At 63.5% G+C, this 20,381-nt stretch carries 21 protein-coding genes; 18 read left to right on the forward strand and 3 right to left on the reverse strand.

The annotated features are described in order from the left end of the window. Window positions 1-288 precede the first annotated feature (288 nt). The 12 genes from CKO27_RS16745 (at window position 289) to CKO27_RS16800 (ending at window position 11,102) form a co-directional block, all read left to right on the forward strand. On the forward strand, window positions 289-1,842 hold the full coding sequence (locus CKO27_RS16745) for a type II and III secretion system protein family protein (RefSeq protein WP_200376060.1): 1,554 nt from the start codon (window positions 289-291) through the stop codon (window positions 1,840-1,842). 11 nt (window positions 1,843-1,853) lie between these two features. Continuing rightward, window positions 1,854-2,138, forward strand: a complete 285-nt coding sequence (locus tag CKO27_RS16750; RefSeq protein ID WP_200376061.1) for a hypothetical protein — start codon at window positions 1,854-1,856, stop codon at window positions 2,136-2,138. A 64-nt stretch (window positions 2,139-2,202) separates the two neighbouring features. Beyond that, on the forward strand, window positions 2,203-3,396 hold the full coding sequence (locus CKO27_RS16755) for a CpaE/TadZ family protein (protein ID WP_200376062.1): 1,194 nt from the start codon (window positions 2,203-2,205) through the stop codon (window positions 3,394-3,396). A gap of 12 nt (window positions 3,397-3,408) precedes the next feature. Then, window positions 3,409-4,788, forward strand: a complete 1,380-nt coding sequence (locus CKO27_RS16760) for a TadA family conjugal transfer-associated ATPase (protein ID WP_200376063.1) — start codon at window positions 3,409-3,411, stop codon at window positions 4,786-4,788. 27 nt (window positions 4,789-4,815) lie between these two features. Continuing rightward, on the forward strand, window positions 4,816-5,787 hold the full coding sequence (locus CKO27_RS16765) for a type II secretion system F family protein (protein WP_200376064.1): 972 nt from the start codon (window positions 4,816-4,818) through the stop codon (window positions 5,785-5,787). A gap of 12 nt (window positions 5,788-5,799) precedes the next feature. Continuing rightward, a complete protein-coding gene (locus CKO27_RS16770; protein WP_200376065.1) occupies window positions 5,800-6,780 on the forward strand; it encodes a type II secretion system F family protein in 981 nt (326 codons plus the stop codon). Window positions 6,781-6,813: 33 nt separating this feature from the next. Next, window positions 6,814-7,761, forward strand: coding sequence for a tetratricopeptide repeat protein (locus tag CKO27_RS16775; protein WP_200376066.1), 948 nt, complete (start codon window positions 6,814-6,816; stop codon window positions 7,759-7,761). Between the two features lie 23 nt (window positions 7,762-7,784). After that, the gene (locus CKO27_RS16780) at window positions 7,785-8,303 is read left to right on the forward strand and encodes a TadE/TadG family type IV pilus assembly protein (protein WP_200376067.1); all 519 of its coding nucleotides are present in this window, start codon (window positions 7,785-7,787) and stop codon (window positions 8,301-8,303) included. 73 nt (window positions 8,304-8,376) lie between these two features. Next, window positions 8,377-8,862, forward strand: a complete 486-nt coding sequence (locus tag CKO27_RS16785; protein WP_200376068.1) for a TadE family protein — start codon at window positions 8,377-8,379, stop codon at window positions 8,860-8,862. A gap of 28 nt (window positions 8,863-8,890) precedes the next feature. Next, window positions 8,891-10,243, forward strand: a complete 1,353-nt coding sequence (locus CKO27_RS16790) for a pilus assembly protein TadG-related protein (RefSeq protein WP_200376069.1) — start codon at window positions 8,891-8,893, stop codon at window positions 10,241-10,243. A gap of 185 nt (window positions 10,244-10,428) precedes the next feature. After that, the gene (locus CKO27_RS16795) at window positions 10,429-10,863 is read left to right on the forward strand and encodes a putative toxin-antitoxin system toxin component, PIN family (protein WP_200376070.1); all 435 of its coding nucleotides are present in this window, start codon (window positions 10,429-10,431) and stop codon (window positions 10,861-10,863) included. After that, on the forward strand, window positions 10,860-11,102 hold the full coding sequence (locus CKO27_RS16800) for a ribbon-helix-helix protein, CopG family (RefSeq protein WP_420825839.1): 243 nt from the start codon (window positions 10,860-10,862) through the stop codon (window positions 11,100-11,102). The genes CKO27_RS16795 and CKO27_RS16800 overlap by 4 nt, the downstream gene beginning before the upstream one ends. 142 nt (window positions 11,103-11,244) lie before the next feature. Here the strand turns inward: CKO27_RS16800 and ppsR are convergent, their stop codons facing one another. Beyond that, on the reverse strand, window positions 11,245-12,099 hold the full coding sequence (gene ppsR, locus CKO27_RS16805; protein WP_200376071.1) for a posphoenolpyruvate synthetase regulatory kinase/phosphorylase PpsR: 855 nt from the start codon (window positions 12,097-12,099) through the stop codon (window positions 11,245-11,247). Between the two features lie 210 nt (window positions 12,100-12,309). Here ppsR and CKO27_RS16810 point away from each other — a divergent pair, with 210 nt between their 5' ends. Next, window positions 12,310-12,765 (forward strand): hypothetical protein, encoded by a 456-nt coding sequence (locus tag CKO27_RS16810; RefSeq protein ID WP_200376072.1) that lies wholly within the window; start codon window positions 12,310-12,312, stop codon window positions 12,763-12,765. A 309-nt stretch (window positions 12,766-13,074) separates the two neighbouring features. Here CKO27_RS16810 and CKO27_RS16815 read toward each other — a convergent pair whose 3' ends face one another. Then, a complete protein-coding gene (locus CKO27_RS16815) occupies window positions 13,075-13,281 on the reverse strand; it encodes a hypothetical protein (protein ID WP_200376073.1) in 207 nt (68 codons plus the stop codon). A gap of 687 nt (window positions 13,282-13,968) precedes the next feature. Here CKO27_RS16815 and CKO27_RS16820 point away from each other — a divergent pair. From CKO27_RS16820 to arsB, 3 genes are read left to right on the forward strand one after another with little or no spacing between them, the layout of a single operon-like run. After that, window positions 13,969-14,292, forward strand: coding sequence for an ArsR/SmtB family transcription factor (locus CKO27_RS16820; protein ID WP_200376074.1), 324 nt, complete (start codon window positions 13,969-13,971; stop codon window positions 14,290-14,292). Window positions 14,293-14,338: 46 nt separating this feature from the next. Further along, entirely contained in the window at window positions 14,339-14,773 is a 435-nt protein-coding gene (locus CKO27_RS16825) for an arsenate reductase ArsC (protein WP_200376075.1), read from the forward strand. A gap of 3 nt (window positions 14,774-14,776) precedes the next feature. Next, window positions 14,777-15,865, forward strand: coding sequence for an ACR3 family arsenite efflux transporter (arsB, locus tag CKO27_RS16830; RefSeq protein ID WP_200376076.1), 1,089 nt, complete (start codon window positions 14,777-14,779; stop codon window positions 15,863-15,865). Window positions 15,866-16,008: 143 nt separating this feature from the next. Here the strand turns inward: arsB and metK are convergent, their stop codons facing one another. Then, on the reverse strand, window positions 16,009-17,199 hold the full coding sequence (metK, locus tag CKO27_RS16835) for a methionine adenosyltransferase (RefSeq protein ID WP_200376077.1): 1,191 nt from the start codon (window positions 17,197-17,199) through the stop codon (window positions 16,009-16,011). 210 nt (window positions 17,200-17,409) lie between these two features. Between metK and CKO27_RS16840 the strand changes: the two genes are divergently transcribed. Both CKO27_RS16840 and tkt read left to right on the forward strand, forming a co-directional pair. Next, the gene (locus tag CKO27_RS16840) at window positions 17,410-17,967 is read left to right on the forward strand and encodes a redoxin domain-containing protein (RefSeq protein WP_200376078.1); all 558 of its coding nucleotides are present in this window, start codon (window positions 17,410-17,412) and stop codon (window positions 17,965-17,967) included. Window positions 17,968-18,331: 364 nt separating this feature from the next. Beyond that, window positions 18,332-20,338 (forward strand): transketolase, encoded by a 2,007-nt coding sequence (gene tkt / locus CKO27_RS16845; RefSeq protein ID WP_200376079.1) that lies wholly within the window; start codon window positions 18,332-18,334, stop codon window positions 20,336-20,338. The last annotated feature ends 43 nt before the right edge of the window (window positions 20,339-20,381 follow it).

Raw genomic sequence — 20,381 nt, forward strand, 5'->3', positions numbered from 1 at the left:
CGTGATGATGAAACGTCGCAACTTGTCACCTGCCGGGTGAGCCCTAGAATGGGCGTATTTTACCTCCATCCTCTTGTTATGTAACGGGAATTCTTGGAAGACGGTTCATTCAGTTCACGGAACCAGGTTTTAATCAATGATTTATGCAGCGGGCGGTCGATCCGGCGATCGGTGGCCTTCGGTATCGAATGAAGGATAAAGCCGAGAATCTCGATGAATCACGGAAATACGAAGGAATGGAATGGAAAGGCGAGCAGGGAGCGCGGTCGGTCGTCACGGAGTCGCTGGTTGGGTCTGCTCGCCGCGGGCGTTTCCGCTCTGATCCTGGCTCAGGCCCTCGCCCTGCTCCCGCCCTGGGATGACGCGCGCGCCGCGGACAGCCAGTCCACCGCGTCGGATCGGGAGCATGTCACCATCGCTCTCGATCAGTCGCGTGTCATCAAGCTGCGCGCCTCCGCCAATCGGGTGTCGGTGGCGAATCCCGAGATCGCCGACATCCTGGCGCTGGCTCCAGACCAGATCTATGTGGTCGGCAAACAGCTCGGGACCACCAATCTGGTGCTCTGGGACGCCAACGACCGGCCCATCGGCCGGGGAATTCTGCTGGAGGTGACCCCGGACCTGGACCTGTTGAAGACCCGAATGCACGAGGTGCTGCCCGGCGAGCGTGTGCAGGTGCGCTCGGCCCAGGGAACCATCGTGGTCAGCGGCACGGTCACCAGCCCGGACAAGGCGTCGGCGGCGGCCCAACTCGCCCAAAGCTTCGTGGGCACGGGGGACGAGAACGATGAAGCCAAAAAAGCCAAGGTTCTCAATCTGATCCAGGTCGGCGGCTCCCAGCAGGTGATGCTGGAGGTCAAGGTCGCGGAGATCTCGCGCACCCTGGTCAAGCGGCTGGATGTCAATTTCACCCAGTTCCTCAACAGCTCCGATTTCAAGATCGGAACCGTCGGCAGCGGCACCTCCTTCCCGGACGCACTCTTCACGGACCCCGTGAGCGGAAAGGAAGTGCGGGTTCCGGTCTTCAACGAAAGCGCCATCGTGGGACCAGCCGTCACGGAGCTGGCCCCAGGCAAGACGGTCATCGAGGATCGGGGTCTGTTCGCCCAGTATCTCAGCGGCACTTATCTCTTCAACGTGGTGATCGACGCCGCCAAGAATCAGGGTTTGGCCAAGATCCTGGCCGAGCCCAACCTCACCACGCTCAGCGGTCAGGAGGCCAAGTTCCTGGCCGGCGGCGAATTCCCCATCCCGGTTCCGCAGGACGATGGGAACACGACCATCGAGTACAAGGATTACGGCGTGGGCTTGCAGTTCGTCCCCTTCGTGCTCGACTCCGGCGTGATCAGTCTCAAGGTCAACGTGGGGGTCTCGGAGCTGACCACCCAGAACAGCGTCTCGCTCAGCAGCGGCGCCACCGCCGGCGGCACCAGCTTCTTCGTGCCGGCCCTGACCAAGCGCAGCGCCAACGCCACGGTGGAGATCAAGACCGGGGAGACCATCGCGATCGCCGGACTCATCAACGAGAGCCTGCGCGAGAACGTGGACAAATTCCCTGGGCTCGGCGAACTGCCGGTCATCGGCATGCTGTTCCGCAGTCAGGAGTACGTGAAGGGTCAAACCGAGCTGGTGATCTTCGTCACCCCGCGTCTCGCCCGCTCCTTCAGTCCGGATCTGGTCAAGTTGCCCACGGACAGCTTCGTCGAGCCGAACGACACCGAGTTCTATCTCATGGGACGGCTGGAGGGCTGCCGGAACCGGGATCCTCGGAATCCTTTCGCCTGTGGCGGACTGGGGCCGGACACCTCCGGCAGCGAAGGGCCTTTCGGTCACGATCTCTAGGAGCGACGCGCATGGTCAGGCAGATGAACAATCAAAAGAGACTGACTCGATATCTCGCGATCGGCACGGTCGCCGCCCTGGGACTGGCGGGCTGCGCGATGGAGGAGTCACCCGAGTGGAGCGCGGATTTCGGCGACTCGGTGCGTCACACCATCGCCCTGCAAACCGGCGGCGCCACCCACGAGGGCACCGGCATGGATGCCGTGAAGGCCGAGACGGTGCTGCGCGCCTACCGGGAGGACGTGGCCAAACCCAAGAGCGTCGAGCGGGACATTATCTTTAGGGTCGGGCAATGACGCCCCGTTCGCCACGACCAAGAACCGTCCGGATCCGCCTGATCGCCACTAGCCGACACACGCCATGCGCCATCCACTGAGAATCCTGCTCGTCGGACGTCCCGGCGTTCCGCTGTCGGAGGTCGAGCATCTGCTCGCCGACCATCGTCAGATCCTGATGACCCTCAAGCCCGTGGTGGGCAATGGTCAGGCGCATTTCCTCTCGGATCTCCAGGAACGTTGCGATGCCATCGTCCTGGTGCTCGACCGGGATTGGCGCGCGACCCTGGAGGTCTGCTTCAGGCGCGACGCCCCAGCGACCAAGCCGCTGCTGGTGGTGGGTCCGCCCGAAGACATGGAGCTGATGCGCATGGCCATGCGGGTCGGGGGACGCGATTTCTTCCCGCTGCCGGTGGGCGCGAACGATCTGGTCCCCGCGCTCGATCGGCTGGCCAAGGAAGAGCACGAGCGTCACGGCGGACTCTCGGCGCGGGTGACGACCTTCATGAATGCCAAGGGCGGCAGCGGCGCCAGCTTCTGCGCCGCCAACTTCGCCCATATCCTGGCCGCGCGGCATCGGCGCCGAAGCGTGCTGCTGGATTTCGAGCTCCAATTCGGCAGTCTCTGCACCTATTTCAACCTTCAGTCCCGCAATGGGCTGATCCGCGCGCTGGAGCTGGTCGACTCGCTCGACGTGACGGCGCTCCAGGGCTACACGCAGCAGCACCCGAGCGGTCTCTATCTGATGGCGGCGGCGGCGGAAGGTCTGGTGCTGCCCGAGGATGTGCACGAGGAGCGGGTCGCCAAGCTGTTCGCGGTGCTGGACGAGGCTTACGAAGAACTGGTGATCGATCTGCCCCGACGCCTGGATCGCGCCAACGCGGCGGTGCTGGATCGCTCCGATCTGGTCATCCTGACGGTCCAGCAGACGGTCGCTCATCTGCAGGACATCAAGCGGCTCTCGACCTTCCTGACGGGCGATCTCGGCATCCCGCTGGATCGTCTGATCGTGGTCGTCAACCGCTACCAGCGGCGCGCCGAGGTCACCCTGAGCGATTTCGGCGACGCCCTGACCGGTCTGCGCATCGAGACCCTGCCGAACGACTACCAGGGCGTATCCCAGAGCATCAATCTGGGTATTCCGCTACTCGATCAGGCACCGCGCTCGCCGCTCTCCAGGGCGCTGCTCGGACTGGTCGAGTCGCTGGTCTCGCCGCGCGAGCGTCCCATTCAACCCCAGCGCGGCCCGGTGGCCTGGCTGTCGCGCGCCCGTCACTAGAGGAACCGAGCCATGGATATGATCACGGGACGGCTTTCCGGTCTCGCCTCCCGCCCGGCGAACGGCGAGGATAACCCACTGCATCGCCGCGGCCTGGGCGGGCGTCTGAGCGCGGGTCTCAGCAACGGCGAGCAGGACGCCAAGCAGGACATCCTGCAACGGGTCGTGAAGATGATGGACCTGTCGCTGCTCTCCAGCATGGAGGAGACGGAGGCGCGCGCCCAGATCCAGGAGGTGTGCGAGCGCCTGCTCAATCAGGCGTCCCTGCCCTTCAACGTTCCGACCCGTCAGCGCATCGTGCGCGAGATCGAGAGCGAGATCCTGGGCCTCGGCCCGCTCGATACCCTGCTGGCGGATCCCGCGATCTCGGACATCCTGGTGAACGGCCCGGATCAGATCTACGTGGAGCGGCATGGCAAGCTGGAACTGGCCAGCGCGCGCTTCGACAGCGACCGGCACCTGATGACCATCATCGACCGGGTGGTCTCGCGTGTCGGGCGGCGCATCGACGAGTCCTCGCCCATGGTGGACGCGCGTCTCAAGGATGGCTCGCGCGTCAACGCCATCATCCCGCCGCTGGCGCTCAATGGTCCGGTGATGTCGGTACGCCGCTTCGCGGTCGACCGGCTGACCGCCGAGCGTCTGGTCGAGCTGGGCGAACTGACGCCCGGCATCGCGCGGGTGCTCCAGATGGTGGTGCGCGGACGGCTGAACATCCTCATCTCGGGCGGCACCGGCACCGGCAAGACCACCCTGCTCAACGTGCTCTCGGGCTTCATTCCGCCCGACGAGCGTGTGATCACCATCGAGGACTCCGCCGAGCTGCAACTCCAGCAGCCCCATGTGGTGCGGCTGGAGACCCGCCCTCCCAACATCGAGGGACGCGGCGAGGTGACCCAGCGCGATCTGGTGCGCAACAGTCTGCGCATGCGCCCGGATCGCATCGTGGTCGGCGAGGTGCGCGGGGCCGAGTCGCTGGACATGCTCCAGGCCATGAACACCGGCCATGACGGCTCGCTCACGACCATCCACGCCAACACCCCGCGCGACGGGCTGACCCGCATCGAGAGCATGGTGGCCATGTCCGGCGTCAACCTGCCGACCCGTTCGCTGCGCGCCCAGATCGCCTCGGCGCTGGATCTGGTGGTGCAGCTCGAACGCCACGAGGACGGACGCCGCCGGGTCGTGAGCATCCAGGAGATCGACGGAATCGAAGGGGACATCATCACCATGTCCGAAATCTTCCGCTTCGAGCGCGAGGGGCTGGATCGCGAGGGCAACGTGATCGGACGTTTCAAGGCGACCGGCGTGGTGCCCAGGTTTCACGATCAACTGCGCCGGCGCGGCCTGGAGCTTGAAATCGCGGTTTTCGATCCGGCCCAGGCCCATTAGACCCAGGGCAACGCGAGCGAGGGATCCATGTCCGACCAATCGATCTTCATCCTCATGATCTTCGTCATCGGGTTTCTGATGACCCAGTCCTTCGTGCGCCCATTGATGGGTAGCGACAGCCAGGCCCGCAAACGGCTGCGCGAGCGCATCCGCAATCTGTCCCTCGACCCGCAAGCGTCACAGCATGTCTCGCTGGTGCGTGAGCGCTATCTGAAGGATCTCACCCCCTTCGAGCTGAAGCTCTTGAGCCTGCCCGGAATGGATCGCTTGCAGATGCTGATCGACCAGGCGGGATCCTCCCAGTTTCCGCATCGAGTGGCCTTCACCAGCCTGGGGCTCGCGGTCACCGTCGGCGCGACCCTGGGTCTGGCCTTTGGCTGGGGGATTGGCGCTTTGCTCCTCGGGTTGATCGCCGGCGCGACGCCCATCCTGCTGTTGCGGCGCCAGCGCGCCCAGCGCCTGGCCCGGTTCGAGGAGCAGCTCCCGGAAGCCCTGACCATCGCGGCCCGCGCCTTGCGCGCCGGTCTGCCCTTCACTGAGTCGCTAAACCTGGTCTCGCAGGAAATGAAGGCCCCGGCCGGCACCGAGTTCGGCATCGTCTTCACCGAGATCAATTACGGAGGCGACCCGCGCGCGGCCTTGCTCGGGTTGCTGGAGCGGGTGCCGAGCGTAGCCGTGATGGCGATGGTGACCTCGGTGCTGGTGCAACGCGACACGGGCGGAAACCTCGCCGAGTTGCTGGGCAAGCTCTCGGACATGGTACGCAGCCGCTTCCGCTTTCAGCGCACCCTGCGCACTCTGACCGCCGAGGGCCGGATGGCGGCCTGGATCCTGGTGCTCTTGCCGTTTGCATTGGCCGGGGTACTGACCCTGGTCAATCCGGAATTCATTCCCATGCTGACCGAGGATCCGACCGGTCGGGAACTCATCATGTGGGCCTTCGGATTCATGATGTTGGGCGTCTTCTGGATGCGCCGCATCGTGAATATCGACGTCTAGCCGGATAGCGCCATGATCGACTGGATCTCAAGCATTTCCGCCTGGCCGCACACCTTCTCGGATGACCCCGAGCGGCTGCGGCTCCTGTACTCGACGATGATCGGCGCCTCGGCCGCCGGCGTGGTCCTGGCCCTTTATTTCGTGATCACGGGTGTCTGGAATCCATTGCGTCAGCGGGTGGATTCGGTCAAGGAGACGGCTGGATTACCCGCGCGCAAGAGCCATCCGCATGGCGCCGTCGAGAAGCTCGGCAGTCTTTTGATGCCGAAGGACGCATCCAAACGCGGTCGCACCGAGACCCTGTTGCGATACGCCAATCTTCGCTCGCCTGGGGCCGTGCGGGTGTTTTATGGGATCAAGTTCGCGGGGTTGGTGCTGAGCGCGTTGCTGGTGCTCCTGGTGGCCGCCTTGACCCCAGCCCTCGCCATGGGCGATGCCTTGCTTTACATGCTGCTGGCCAGCGCACTGGGCTTTCTAGCTCCGGACATCCTGCTGCCAAGACTCGCACGTCGCCGCCAGGACCGGCTGAGGCGCGGACTACCGGATGCGATGGATCTGCTCGTGGTCTGCTCCGAGGCCGGCATGGGTCTGAATTCAGGCATCCAACGGGTCGCGAGCGAGCTGATCATTACGCACCCGGACCTAGCGGACGAGTTGGCGCTCTTTTCCATGCAGACCCGCGCCGGCATGGACAACCGCTCCGCCCTGAAGGATCTGGAGGAGCGAACGGGTCTGGAAGACATCCAGACCCTGGTGGCCATGCTGCTCCAGAGCATGCGGTTCGGTACCAGCATCGCCGATACGCTGCGCATCTATTCCGATGAACTGCGGGACAAGCGCCTGCAACGGGCGCAGGAAAAAGCGGCCCGAGTGAGCACGCTCATGCTTTTCCCAATGATCTTCTGCATCTTCCCAAGTTTCTTTCTCGTCGTGCTCGGGCCTCCGATCCTGGGGGCCATAAAGGTTCTAGCGGACATTCCGGCCCTCAAATAGCCGGTCGAACCATTAGCCATCCAAGGAAAACCCATGGTCGGAAACAAGATCTCGCGTAGCCACATCGCCTTGGTCGTCACGCTGACGGTGACGCTGACCGGCTGCGCCTCCAACCAATCCAAGCCCGAAATCAAACCCTCGGCCGGACCCTACAACGCGCTCTACGAGGGCAAGTCCGAGGTCGCCTTCGGCACCGAGCTACCGGCCAGCTCCGCCGCCGAGGCCATCCAGCGCGGCGATATCGCCGTCACCAGCGGCGATCTGGACAAGGGGCTGTTCCACTACATCCGCGCCCTGGAGCTGGACGACGGCAACGCCGAGGCGCTCTACAAAATCGGCCTCATCCACGCCGGACGCGGCAATCAGCGACTCGCCGAAATGGCCTTCCGCTGGTCGCTCAAGAAGGATCCGCGCAAGGTCGGCTCACTGAGCGGGCTGGGTATTCTATTATTGAAACAGAGGAATTACGCGGAAGCGAAGCAACATCTGGAACTGGCCGTGAGCATCGACAACCGTCTCGCCAGTCCTCACAACGCACTCGGCGTCATCGCCGACCTGGAGCGCGATTACCCAAGTGCCCAGCGTCACTATGAACAAGCCCTGGCCACCAACCCCCGCTCCCCGTCCGTGCTCAACAACCTCGGCTATTCACGCTACCTGTCCGGGAAATGGAAGGAAGCCGCCGCCGCCTTCCGCGACGCCCTCCTCATCGACCCCAACCACGAACTCGCCTGGCGCAACCTAGCCCTCGTCTACGCCCGCCAGAAACGCTACAGCGAAGCCATCGACGCCCTCGCCAAGGTCCAGGACCGACCCAAGGCATACAACGACGTCGGCTACATCGCCATGGTCGAAGGCAAGCTCGACACCGCGCGCGGCTATTTCGAGGAAGCCAAGCGCCTATCGCCCGAGTTCTACGCCCTAGCCGACACCAACGAGCGGCGCGTCGCCATCATGCAGGGACATTCGGCGGCGCCTTGAGATCGTATCGAGGGTCATACGTCATGAACGCCAATATTCCTAATAAGTTACGCCTGAGGGGATGGATCGGGAGGCGTCGATGTCAATGGGGTGGAGAGACGGTTGAGTTCGCGCTACTAGCAGGGCTCTTTTTTCTTCTGCTGTTCGGTATCATCGAATTTTCCATCGCGATGTATAACCAGGGGATCTTGCTTCATTCCTCCCGCGTGGGAGCGCGGGAGGCATCGCTTTATTGGCTCGATGTCACTCAGATCTCTCTCGATAGCGATCCCGAGGACGATCAGCGCGTCAAGATCTCCGAGGTTGATGACGCCATCACCAACTTTGCCGGCCGGTTCATGATCTCGTTCACGGATGCCACGACGGCCGTTGCGATTTTGCACGAGGGGCAACGTATCGACAGCATGGATACCCGACCGGTCGGGGCCGGGGAGCGCGTGCGGGTGGATCTGTCATTCCTGTATCGCGCTCCAGTGACTGCGGCCCTTGCTGGTCTATTGGACATGGATATGGCGGCGCGGGCGGAGATGCGCGTCGAATAGATGTGCTAGCGGATATCGGAGCCAGGATCGCCGGAAAAGCGCGGACTGGGGTCGAGCAAGGTAGGAGGTGGGTATGCGTTTCTGTCATCGTCGCTCTCGGCAGCATGGTGGGGAAATCGTCGAATTTGCCATTAGCCTGCCGTTCATTCTGCTGTTGTTTTTTGGCGTCGTGGAGATGTCGGTCGGTTTCTTCGATCAAGCAATCCTCACGAACGCTAGCCGGGCGGCGGCCAGGGAACTGATCCGCGCCGTGCCGCCCAACCATGACTGGGCCACTTGGGACTTCGAGGTGGCCGCCGAACAGGCCGCAGAGCAGGCCGCGCAACGCATGTTTACCTGGGCGGGTCCGGAGACGCTTAACTTTGATTGGGAAGAAAGTGATGAGCCATGCGCGGACAGGAGCGGCTACGACGAGCGGGCCAGGGTCATCGTTACTCTGACATACCGCTACCGATTTTTTGTACTACCACAGCCACTCTTCATGCCAGGACTCGCGGATCTGAACCTGACCGCTGCAACCGAGATGTGCGTACTGCCGCGCAAACCGCCATCACCCTAGGTTGAGCACAGCATCATAGGATGTCGCCATGAAAACATCGATGAGCCATCAGAAGGGCGCCTCGACGGTGCTCTGGGCGCTTTCGCTCGTGCCACTGCTGGGTCTCGCGGCTCTCGCGGTGGATGTGAACAACCTGTTCGTCGCAGCCGCGGAACTGCAGAACGCGGCGGATGCTGGCGCATTGGAAGGTGTGACACATCTTTACAATGAGGAAGGCACCACCATCCAGAGAGGCACGGTGATCGCCGAGGCAACAGCGGCGGTCACGGCCAATCTCTCGCGCAAATCCATGGCGGAGGTCGCCAGCGTGGAGATCGGGCATTGGCGGTTCGACCCTGGCGGCGGTGGGCAATTCACCGCCACCATGTCGGATACACCAGCGAATCTGGAAGGGAAAGTGCTCTACGATCCCGCGGATCCGACGGATTGCACGAAGAATCTCAACCTCGCCTGTTCCGGTGAGATCAACGCGGTTCGGGTGGTGGCTGAACGCCGTACCACGCCGGTTCAGAGCTTTTTCGCCCGAGTGCTGGGGATTGCCAATTTCCCGGCCGCCGCTCAATCGGTGGCCTATTTGGGCTATGCCGGCTCGGTCGACCCAGGCGACGTCGACCAGCCCATTGCCATCTGCCAGGAGGCACTCGTCGACGAAGACGGCGGTTACACCTGCTCCGTGGGACGCTTCATCCCGACCACCACCGAAACGGGCGGTTGGACCAGCTTCAACCAAGACAACGCCTGTCAGGGTGGAACCAACGCCTCGGAGATGAGGCCCTTGATCTGTAGTAACGGCAATCCCGAGCCGATCGTTTTCGGAAGGGACATGGCTACCATCGGCGGCCAGGTACAGACCGTCTTCGATGATCTTTATAACTGCTGGGTGGCCAGCACCAATAAAACGCAGCCCTGGCCGATGGTTCTGCCGGTTATCCAGTGCAATGGCAATAACCCCGGCCCTTGCAACAAGGTGGTTGGCGTCGTGGCGGTCAATGTCCTATATATGGTCGACCAAGCCAACAAGATCGAGGATGACGCGCCCACGCGGATGATCTTCCCTGAGGATACGAACCAGAATGAAATCATTGATGCGGGCGATGGTGAATGGGTCGCCCCCGTCCCGACTTCGGAGGCACCGGATGGGTCGGAGGCTTACGGCATTCTCCGTTGGAACTCTTTCGTCAACCAGTTCAACATCTTGGGCCTGGATACAAACGGGGACGGAGAGCCCGATCCAGCCACTTGGAATGACAACCCCCAACTCAACGGTTGGCGACAGAAAACCATCTACTTCGCACCGGATTGCGATCCCCAGATTCCTAGGGGACTGACAGTCGGACGCAATTTCGGTATCCGTGCCGTGGTGCCCGTACTGGTGAACTGAGCACCCTTGGGGTGAGGTATTCACACCATCCCGCACATTTTTGACGGCAGCTCGGCACGGTTCAAACCATTTCGGACGGGGCGAATGCCCCATCAGACTGGAGGGACTTGCCGGATCGGTTCAGGGTCGTTAGCCTTGAGTCAACCACACTCAGGCGTCAGACCCTTTCGCATGCAAGTCATCCTATGAGCGTCGCCCAGCGGATCGTCGTCGATACCAATGTCTTCCTCGGAGCCTTGCTGACCCGTGGCGCGGCTAATGCGGTGGTCGCGGCCTGTCTGCGCGGTCAGGCGATCCCGCTGATGGGGACGACGCTTCTGGCCGAATACGAAGACATCCTGGGACGTGAATCGCTGTTTGCCCGGTGCCGCTTGAGCGCGGTCGAGCGCGAAGAACTATTGGACATCTTCCTGGGGATATGCGAGTGGACGCCGATCTACTTTGGCTGGCGCCCCAATCTCGTGGACGAGGGCGACAATCATCTGATCGAGTTGGCGGTTGCCGGTCAGTCGCGTTACCTCGTCACGCGCAACCTGCGCGATCTGGCCCGCATGGAACTGCGCTTTCCCGAACTGCGGGTGTGCAGTCCCGAGGACTTTCTACGGGAGTTGACGTCATGACATCCTTTACCCTGAGCCTGCCCGACGACACCTATCAACGGCTCAATGAGATCGCCCGGACTCGGGGCGTCAGCGTCGGGCAGTTGTTCGACCGCCTAGCCGCCACGCTGGTGGCCGAAGCGGACGCCGAGGCACGCTTTCGCGCGCGCGCTCAACGTGGACGCGGACAGGCCGAGCGCGGCCTGGCACTGCTGCGCCAAGCCGCGGGAGAGGACGAGGGTATCGGCGAGACGAAATAAGCTCTACGTGAAACTCAGCCAAGCCCGGATCCCGACCATGCGTCCCGACCCTTGGAAGACGAAAAACCGGGGGAACCTCAGTTTTACCCCTCCCCATTGGAGACAATAAACCGCCGCGTTTCTTTCCGGGCGCGCGGCGGTTTCAAGAATCCGCCGCCGACATATCCCTCAGTATCGCTGGCCGTTTTTCCTGGTTTTCCTTGAGCGCCTTGATGATCTGCGAGGAGATCTCCTCGATGGATTGGGTCGTCGTGTTGAGCACCGGAATCTGCAACCGCTTGTAGATCTGCTGGGCCATGCGGATATCGTCCTGACAGCGTTTGAGCGAGGCGTAGCCACTGCCCGGCCGGCGCTCCTCGCGGATGAGCTGAAGCCGCTGTGGATCGATGGTCAGGGCGAACAGCTTGTGACTACAGTCGTAGAGCAGTTGGGGTACGTCGCCACGCTCGAAATCTTCCTCGGTGATGGGATAGTTGGCGGAGCGCAGACCGTAGTGCATCGCCAGATAGAGACAGGTCGGGGTCTTGCCCGAGCGCGACACGCCGGTCAGGACCACGTCGGCGCGATGGAAATTGTCCGGCCGAATGCCGTCGTCGTTGGCCATGGCGAAGTTGATGGCCTCGATCCGCTTGGTGTAGTAGCTCGGCTTGGTGATGGCGTGACTGCGACCGGCCTTGCGGCTCGGCGGCACGCCCAACTCGGCCGACAGGGGTTCGACGAAGACCTCGAAGAGCTCGATGTAGAAACAGTTGCCGCCCTTGAGGATGGCGCGGATCCCGTTGTCCAGCATGGTCGCGAAGACGATCGGGCGGGCGCCATCGCGGTCCGCCGCCTCCTGCATCCGTTGCGTCAGGGCCGAGGCGCGCAGCTCGGTGTTGATGTAGGGCATGTAGACCTGCTCGAACTCGACGGTGTCGAATTGAGACAGCAGACTGTGGCCCAGCGTCTCGGCCGTGATGCCGGTGCTCTCGGAAACAAAAAAAACGGTGCGGTTCATGGTATCCCTAGCTGAGAAGGTTAGGCTCGGCGCCGAGGTCGAGCTGTCGGTATCGCGCCCGACAGCTTATCGCCTTTGTCCCCGAGGCGCCCCGTGACTCATGTCAATGTTATCTATATTGGGATTTGTTGATATAGACGCGCGCCGCGGCGGTCGCCCTGGACGCTGACCGGCGGAACACTCCACCACTCGGCTGAGGACTCTTACCCAATGGCCACGATCACCAACGATCAGGATCTCCGCGCGGCAATCAAGCAGCTGGGATCGGAGCAGCAGCGGCGGCTCGGTTGCCGGTTCGCGCAACGTGTCACGCACCTGAGCCGCGACGAGCGGGTCAACCGCGCCATCGCCACCGGGCTGTCGGAGCAACTCGCCCCCGGCGAGCTGGAGGACGCCTTCAAGGCCGCCAAGGCGTATGCCATCAAAACCTACACCGATTGCGGCAAGGATACCGACTGGATGGCGCAGGCCGATCACTTCGTCGCCGCCGCCGCCGCCGCCGCGCTCACCCCGGACGAGCAGATGGCCGAGAAGCAGAATCGCGCCTGGAAGGCCGCCGTTCAGGCCCGGATGGCGGTCAGTTGCGCCATGATGGAAGATGAATCGGCGTCCGAGATCGACGAGGCCCGACATCAGTACGGCCTGGCCAACGAATTCCTCGGCTGACCCAGGGGCACGGGGCGCGCCGTCACGTCCGGCCGACGAGAGACTCAGTCTCGCCGTTTTTCTTTCCTGTCCTTGCGGCTTTCCACCAACCGGATACTATCGCCTCGGCCCACATGGTGGATGAGTCACCTTATTATGGAGGTCTGAATGTACAACGTACGTACGCAGGTATCGACCGTCGCCCTCGCGGCGGCCTTGACCCTTGGCATGGCCGGAATCGTTTGGGCGCAGCCCGGTTCAGGATCCGGGCCGGGGCAAGGACAGAGCCAAGGCCAGGGACAACGCCCGAGTCAGGGACAAGGTCAGGGTTCAGGACAGGGACAGGGTTCGGGACAAGGCCCCAGCCAAGGGCAGGGTTCGGGTCAAGGCCCCAGCCAGGGGCAGGGTTCGGGTCAAGGCCCTAGCCAGGGACAGGGTTCGGGGCAAGGCCCCAGCCAGGGACAGGGTTCGGGGCAAGGCCCCAGCCAGGGACAGGGTTCGGGACAAGGCCCTAGCCAGGGACAGGGTTCGGGGCAAGGCCCCAGCCAGGGACAGGGATCTGGTCGCGGCGGATACGATCGGGGTCCGGGCTACGGACGTGGTCCAGGTGGTCCGGGATACGGGCCTGGTCGCGGACCGGGCGGACCTGGCTATGGTCCAGGACCCGGTTATGGACCTGGCCCAGGTTATGGCCCCGGACCTGGCGGTCGCGGCCCCCAGGACGAGCCTGGACGTTACTCGCGCCCCGGCTACTGATGATGAACCGTCTCGATTGAAATGCCGCGGGCCGGATGCGGTGACCCATCGCGCCCGGCCCGTGGCACGACCAATCCTTCCGATCCAGGGGGCCGTGCCCCGACCGAAAACTGGTTCAACCGCTTCAAGAATGAGCGGGTCTTCGAGGCACGCTTCCAACCCGCGAAGCGATGAAGGCCACCGCCTTCGAGTACATCGAGGCGTTCTACAACCCTCGGCGCCGACACTCCACCATCAATGACATCTCCCCCAGTGCCTTATCTGAAAAACTGGCGGGAGGCCCAGTCTGCGGAGAATCAGGTAGCGCCCTTGGAAGACGACAAACCGAGGGAGCCAGATATCCGACATGGAAGATATTAAGACTTCCATTGTCATTCATATTATATTCATAATATGCGCTAAGTCGCATGTGATAGGATGTCGGCGACAGCATCATCCACGTCATCCGGAGCCTTGCGATTCGCCCTCATGATCGATCCACAAGCCTTCTTCGAGGCCCTCGCCGACCCCATCCGCCGACGCATCCTGGCGATGCTGCTGGACGCCGACGAGTTGTGCGTTTGCGATCTACACAGCGCGCTCGATGCTCCACAGCCGAAGGTCTCGCGCCATCTCGCGGTATTGCGTGGCGCGGAGCTGGTCCAGGTCCGGCGTGATGGCGTGTGGATGCGTTACCGCCTCGATCCGCGACTGCCGGCCTGGGCGCTGCGCATCCTGATACACATGAAGGACAGCCTGGGAAGCGAGGCGATCACGCCCGCGCCCGCTGTTTGCGATCCCTGTGAAACCTGATCCCCGATCGACACCGTCTCCAATCCCGCATCGTCCGAGGAACCTCATGACCACCACGCCCAAGACCGTTCTGGTCCTCTGCACCGGCAATTCCTGCCGCTCGCAGATGGCTGAGGCGCTTCTCAACCATGACCTGGCCGGACAGGTGCGCGCCCTGTCCGCCGGCACCCGACCGCAGCTCAAGGTCGCCGATGGCGCCATCGCCGCGCTGCGGGCGCTCGGCCTGCCAACCGAGGGGCTCCATCCCAAGGACATCGATGTCCTGCTCGACACGCCAATCGACCTGGTGGTGACCGTCTGCGACAACGCCCGTGAGAGCTGCCCGATCTTCCCGCGCCCGGTGCCCCGGATCCATTTGCCTTTCCATGACCCGCACGGCGAACCGCTGGCGTCCTTTATCGCGGTGCGCGACGAGATCCGCGCGCGCCTGGTTCCGGCCGTGGCCGAGGCGCTGGGTCTCGACCCAGCCGGATCGGAGTAGCCCATGTCGGTTCAATGTGAAGTCACCGCCAAACAGGCCGCCGGGGCGCCCATGAGCGTCTTCGAGCGCTGGCTGACGCTGTGGGTCGCGCTCTGCATCGTCGCCGGCATCGCACTCGGCCAGTTCCTGCCCGCGCCCTTCCAGTTCCTGGGCCGGCTGGAGGTAGCCCAGGTCAACATCCCCGTGGGGCTGCTGATCTGGGTGATGATCATCCCGATGCTGATCAAGATCGACTTCGGCGCCCTGCATCAGGTGCGCGACCACTGGAAGGGTATCGGCGTCACCCTCTTCATCAACTGGGCGGTCAAACCCTTCTCGATGGCGCTTTTGGCCTGGTTCTTCATCCGGGGACTCTTCGCCGACTGGCTGCCGGCGGAGCAACTGGACAGCTATGTGGCCGGACTCATCCTGCTCGCCGCCGCGCCCTGTACCGCCATGGTCTTCGTCTGGAGCCGGCTGACCGGGGGCGATCCCTATTTCACCCTGACGCAGGTCGCGCTCAACGACGCCATCATGATCGTCGCCTTCGCGCCGATCGTGGCGCTGCTGCTGGGGCTCTCGGCGATCGTCGTGCCCTGGGACACCCTGCTGATCTCGGTGGTGCTCTATATCGTCATCCCGGTCATCCTCGCCCAGCTCTGGCGCAAGCGGCTGCTCGCCCAGGGCCAGGCGCGCTTCGACGCTACCCTCGACACCCTGGGTCACGCCTCCATCGTCGCCCTGCTGCTGACGCTGGTGCTGCTGTTCGCCTTCCAGGGCGAGCAGATCCTCGCGCAGCCGCTGATCATCGCCCTGCTGGCGGTGCCGATCCTGATCCAGGTGTTCTTCAATTCATCGCTGGCCTATTGGCTGAACCGCGCGGTTGGCGAAAAGCACAGCGTCGCCTGTCCCTCGGCGTTGATCGGGGCGTCCAACTTCTTCGAGCTGGCGGTGGCGGCGGCCATCAGCCTGTTCGGCTTTCAGTCCGGTGCCGCGTTGGCGACCGTGGTCGGTGTCTTGATCGAGGTGCCGGTGATGCTGCTGGTGGTGCGGGTGGTGAATCGGAGCAAGGGGTGGTACGAGGCCGGCCCCCGCGTGACTCAACCCCGGTGATGGATCTGGGCTGGAGGTAGCGGTCACGGCACTCGGGCTCGATGAACGCCCTCGCGAAACCGAGGGCGTTCTTAAATCTGGGCCAGAAACGTCCGAACGACAGTCGATGGGTGTCGCCGTGCTTCACCCATCCAGGATTTCGATCAGATACCGGCCGCCTCGCGCAGCATGTCGGCCTTGTCGGTCCGCTCCCAGGTGAAGCCCGGCTCGGCGCGACCGAAGTGACCATAGGCGGCCGTGTCCTGATACTTGATCAGCTCACGGTTGGTGAGATCCAGCATCCGCATGATGCCGTAGGGACGCAGATCGAAATGGGCGCGGATGAGTTCGATGATCCGGTGCTCGCTGATTGCGCTGGTGCCGAAGGTGTCGATCGAGACCGAGGTTGGTTCGGCGACGCCGATGGCGTAGGACACCTGGATCTCGCACTTGTCGGCCAGGCCAGCGGCGACGATGTTCTTGGCGACATAACGGCCGGCATAGGCGGCCGAGCGGTCGACCTTGGACGGATCCTTGCCGGAAAAGGCGCCGCCGCCGTGACGGGCCATGCCGCCGTAGGTGTCGACGATGATCTTGCGCCCGGTCAGGCCGCAGTCACCCACGGGGCCGCCGATGACGAACTTTCCGGTCGGGTTGATGTGGTACTTGGTGCCGGCATTGAGCCAGCCGGTCTCGGTGAGCACGGGCTTGATGATCTCCTCCATCACCGCCTCGTGCAGCACGCTTTCGCTGACGTCGTCGCTGTGCTGGGTGGAGAGCACCACGGCGTCGACGCCGACCGGCTTGCCGTCGCTGTAACGGATGGTGATCTGGGACTTGGCGTCCGGGCGCAGCCACGGCAGGGTGCCGTTCTTGCGGACCTCGGCTTGACGCTTGACCAGGCGGTGGGCGTAGTCGATCGGGGCCGGCATCAGCATGTCGGTCTCGTTGGTGGCGTAGCCGAACATGAGGCCCTGGTCACCCGCGCCCTGCGCCTCCTCGGTCTCGCGGTCGACGCCCTGGTTGATGTCCTTGGACTGCTCGCCGAGCGCGATGAGCACGCCGCAGTTGTTGCCGTCGAAGCCGACGTCGGAGTTGTCGTAACCGATCTCCTTGACGACGCGGCGGACCACCTTCTCGTAATCGATCTTGAGGTCGGCGTCGGTCACGGTGATCTCGCCGGCCAGCATCACGAAGCCGGTCTTGACCAGGGTCTCGCAGGCCACGCGCGCCTTGGCGTGGTTGGGGTCGCGGCGATAGATCTCGTCGAGGACAGCGTCGGAAATCTGGTCCGCCATCTTGTCCGGATGGCCTTCGGAAACGGATTCGGAGGTAAAGATGTAGTCCTTGCTCATAGTTCGGTTGCGAGACCTGGTCGGGGCGCCCGTGGCGCGTTGATGAAGCGCCGCATGATACCGTTTCGATCAAGGTCTTAAAACCGGGACGAGGGGTGGAGAATCGCGCGCGGCACTGGGATTCGAGGGTCGCGGCATTTGGAATCCGGCGGTCTTCCGGTACCATGCGTGCGACCTTCATAAACCAACCGCCAAACTCGGAGGTTCCCCGTGGCTTCGACTGAAACCCCTGTCTGCGATTTCGGCGCGCCTGCCCCGGATTTCTCGCTCCCCGGTGTCGACGGCAAGACCTGGAACCGCGACGACTGCAAGGGCGAACGCGGCCTGCTGGTCATGTTCATCTGCAACCACTGCCCCTATGTGCAGGCGGTGCGCGAGCGGATCGTGCGCGACGCCCGCGAGTTGGCCGCGCTCGGGATCGGCTGCGTGGCCATCAGCTCCAACGACGCCAACGACTACCCCGAGGACTCCTTCGATCAGATGCAGCGGGTCGCGGCGGATCACGAATTTCCTTTCCCTTACCTTTACGATGAAACCCAGGCGGTCGCGCGCGCCTATGGGGCCGTCTGCACGCCGGACTTCTTCGGCTACGACGCCGGGCTGGGGCTTCAGTATCGCGGCCGGCTCGACGCCAGCCGCAAGGAGGCCGCGCCCGCCGATGTCCGCCGGGATCTCTTCGAGGCCATGAAACAGGTGGCCGAGACCGGCTCCGGACCCGCCGACCAGATCCCCAGCATTGGCTGCTCCATCAAGTGGCTTGCCGACTGATCGAACCCGGCGAAGAAGCGACAACGAAAAGGCTGGCCATTTCCGCCTCCAATTCTTAATATTAGGAAGTAATAAATTGGCTTCTGGCGGTATCAGTTTGTTTTGATTCCGGGGTCTGTGTGTTTTGGTTCAGAATGACGCTCCGTCGAGGGCGCCACGGCCTTGGCATCATCGCCTCCGCGGAGGCGTCCACGTCCGGCTCGGAACGACCCCAGGCTCGACGTGGCCGCGAGCCCACGAACCATTTTCCGACGCCGCGCCTCGATCCGTCTTGGCAAACCGCTGTCTCGACAATGCCATCGGCTGCCGACGGTCGCGGCCAGCGCAACTTTTTGGTCATCGCTAGCTAATCAGGAGGGGCTCAATGTCCTCACGCAGAGAACTTGCCAACGCCATCCGGGCGCTCGCCATGGATGCCGTGCAGAAGGCGAATTCCGGTCATCCCGGCGCGCCCATGGGGATGGCGGATATCGCCGAGGTGTTGTGGAACGACTTCATGACCCACAACCCGAACAACCCGAACTGGGCCGATCGCGACCGTTTCGTCCTCTCGAACGGTCATGGCTCCATGCTGATCTACGCCCTGCTGCACCTGACCGGCTATGGTCTTGGTATCGAGGATCTGAAGCAGTTCCGTCAGCTCCATTCCAGGACGCCGGGACACCCCGAATACGGCTACGCCCCCGGCGTCGAGACCACCACCGGTCCGCTCGGCCAGGGCATCACCAACGCGGTCGGCATGGCCCTGGCGGAGAAGGCGCTGGCCAACCAGTTCAATAAGGCTGGCCATGAGATCGTCGATCATCACACCTATGTCTTCCTCGGCGATGGCTGTCTGATGGAAGGCATCTCGCACGAAGCCTGCTCGCTCGCCGGCGCGCTGGGTCTCGGCAAGCTGATCGCGGTCTACGACGACAACAACATCTCCATCGATGGCGAGGTGCGCGGCCATGGCGACACGCCCGGCTGGTTCCTCGACAACACCCCGAAGCGCTTCGAAGCCTATGGCTGGCATGTGATCCCCAAGGTCGACGGACATGACCCGGAGGCGATCAAGGCCGCCATCGAGCAGGCGCGCGCCGTCTCCGACAAGCCCAGTCTCATCTGCTGCCAGACCATCATCGGTTTCGGCTCGCCGAACAAGCAGGGCAAGGAGGAGTGTCACGGCGCCGCGCTGGGCGATGATGAAATCGCCCTGACCCGCGAAAATCTCGGCTGGACATCCCCGCCCTTCGTGATCCCGGACAGCATCTACCAGGGCTGGGACGCCAAGGAGCGTGGCGCCGCCGCCGAGGCCGACTGGAACGCCAGGTTCGATGCCTACGCCAAGGCGTACCCGAGCGAGGCCGCCGAGTTCAAGCGCCGCATGGCGGGCGACCTGCCGGCCGATTGGTCCGAGAAGGCCGACGCCTTCGTCGCCTCCGTGATCGAGAAGGGCGAGACCATCGCCTCGCGCAAGGCGTCCCAGAACGCGCTCAACGGCTTCGGCCCGCTGCTGCCGGAACTGCTCGGCGGCTCGGCCGACCTCGCCGGCTCCAACCTGACCCTCTGGAAGGGTTGCAAGGGCGTCGGCAAGGGCAGCGAAGCCGGCAACTATGTCTATTACGGCGTGCGCGAGTTCGGCATGTCGGCCATCATGAACGGTATCGCGCTCCACGGCGGTTTCATCCCCTACGGCGCGACCTTCCTGATGTTCTCGGAGTACGCCCGTAACGCGCTGCGCATGGCCGCGCTGATGAAGATCCCCACGATCTTCGTCTACACTCATGACTCCATCGGTCTGGGCGAGGACGGCCCAACCCACCAGCCGGTCGAGCAGATCCCGACGCTGCGCATGATCCCCAACATGAGCGTCTGGCGTCCCTGCGACGCGGTCGAATCGGCGGTCTCCTGGAAGCTGGCCATCGAGCGGACCACTGGCCCGAGCTGTCTCATCTTCTCGCGCCAGAATCTCGCCCACATGCCGCGCGGCGACGAGCAACTCGCCAACATCGCGCGCGGCGGTTACGTGCTACGCGACTGCGAGGGCACGCCGGACGCCATCCTCATCGCGACCGGCTCGGAGGTCGAACTGGCCATGAAGGCCGCCGAGGCCATGAGCGACAAGGCGATCCGCGTCGTCTCCATGCCCTCGACCGATCTCTTCGACAAGCAGGACGCGGCCTACAGGGAGTCGGTGCTGCCCAAGGCGGTCACCGCCCGAGTCGCGGTCGAGGCGGCGGTCACGGATGGCTGGTGGAAATATGTCGGCAGCCAGGGCGCGGTGCTCGGCGTCGACCGCTTCGGCGAGTCCGCCCCGGCTGGCGCGCTCTTCAAGGAATTCGGCTTCACCGTCGAGAATCTGGTGGCCATGGTGAAGGGCGTTCTCTGAGCCATGCCATGGACTGTCGGAGCCGCGATCGATCATCGGACTG

The sequence above is a fragment of the Thiocystis violacea genome (assembly GCF_016583575.1).
Lineage (GTDB): Bacteria > Pseudomonadota > Gammaproteobacteria > Chromatiales > Chromatiaceae > Thiocystis > Thiocystis violacea.

What these genes read in the sequence shown, in the direction of transcription:
- CKO27_RS16775 (WP_200376066.1), top strand. Translation starts at nt 6,814, where the DNA reads ATGGTCGGAAACAAGATCTCGCGTAGCCACATCGCCTTGGTCGTCACG.
- ppsR (WP_200376071.1), bottom strand. Translation starts at nt 12,099, where the DNA reads ATGAACCGCACCGTTTTTTTTGTTTCCGAGAGCACCGGCATCACGGCC.
- CKO27_RS16800 (WP_420825839.1), top strand. Translation starts at nt 10,860, where the DNA reads ATGACATCCTTTACCCTGAGCCTGCCCGACGACACCTATCAACGGCTC.
- CKO27_RS16760 (WP_200376063.1), top strand. Translation starts at nt 3,409, where the DNA reads ATGGATATGATCACGGGACGGCTTTCCGGTCTCGCCTCCCGCCCGGCG.
- CKO27_RS16810 (WP_200376072.1), top strand. Translation starts at nt 12,310, where the DNA reads ATGGCCACGATCACCAACGATCAGGATCTCCGCGCGGCAATCAAGCAG.
- CKO27_RS16780 (WP_200376067.1), top strand. Translation starts at nt 7,785, where the DNA reads ATGAACGCCAATATTCCTAATAAGTTACGCCTGAGGGGATGGATCGGG.
- metK (WP_200376077.1), bottom strand. Translation starts at nt 17,199, where the DNA reads ATGAGCAAGGACTACATCTTTACCTCCGAATCCGTTTCCGAAGGCCAT.
- CKO27_RS16790 (WP_200376069.1), top strand. Translation starts at nt 8,891, where the DNA reads ATGAAAACATCGATGAGCCATCAGAAGGGCGCCTCGACGGTGCTCTGG.
- CKO27_RS16795 (WP_200376070.1), top strand. Translation starts at nt 10,429, where the DNA reads ATGAGCGTCGCCCAGCGGATCGTCGTCGATACCAATGTCTTCCTCGGA.
- tkt (WP_200376079.1), top strand. Translation starts at nt 18,332, where the DNA reads ATGTCCTCACGCAGAGAACTTGCCAACGCCATCCGGGCGCTCGCCATG.
- CKO27_RS16750 (WP_200376061.1), top strand. Translation starts at nt 1,854, where the DNA reads ATGGTCAGGCAGATGAACAATCAAAAGAGACTGACTCGATATCTCGCG.
- arsB (WP_200376076.1), top strand. Translation starts at nt 14,777, where the DNA reads ATGTCGGTTCAATGTGAAGTCACCGCCAAACAGGCCGCCGGGGCGCCC.
- CKO27_RS16755 (WP_200376062.1), top strand. Translation starts at nt 2,203, where the DNA reads ATGCGCCATCCACTGAGAATCCTGCTCGTCGGACGTCCCGGCGTTCCG.
- CKO27_RS16825 (WP_200376075.1), top strand. Translation starts at nt 14,339, where the DNA reads ATGACCACCACGCCCAAGACCGTTCTGGTCCTCTGCACCGGCAATTCC.
- CKO27_RS16820 (WP_200376074.1), top strand. Translation starts at nt 13,969, where the DNA reads ATGATCGATCCACAAGCCTTCTTCGAGGCCCTCGCCGACCCCATCCGC.
- CKO27_RS16765 (WP_200376064.1), top strand. Translation starts at nt 4,816, where the DNA reads ATGTCCGACCAATCGATCTTCATCCTCATGATCTTCGTCATCGGGTTT.
- CKO27_RS16770 (WP_200376065.1), top strand. Translation starts at nt 5,800, where the DNA reads ATGATCGACTGGATCTCAAGCATTTCCGCCTGGCCGCACACCTTCTCG.
- CKO27_RS16785 (WP_200376068.1), top strand. Translation starts at nt 8,377, where the DNA reads ATGCGTTTCTGTCATCGTCGCTCTCGGCAGCATGGTGGGGAAATCGTC.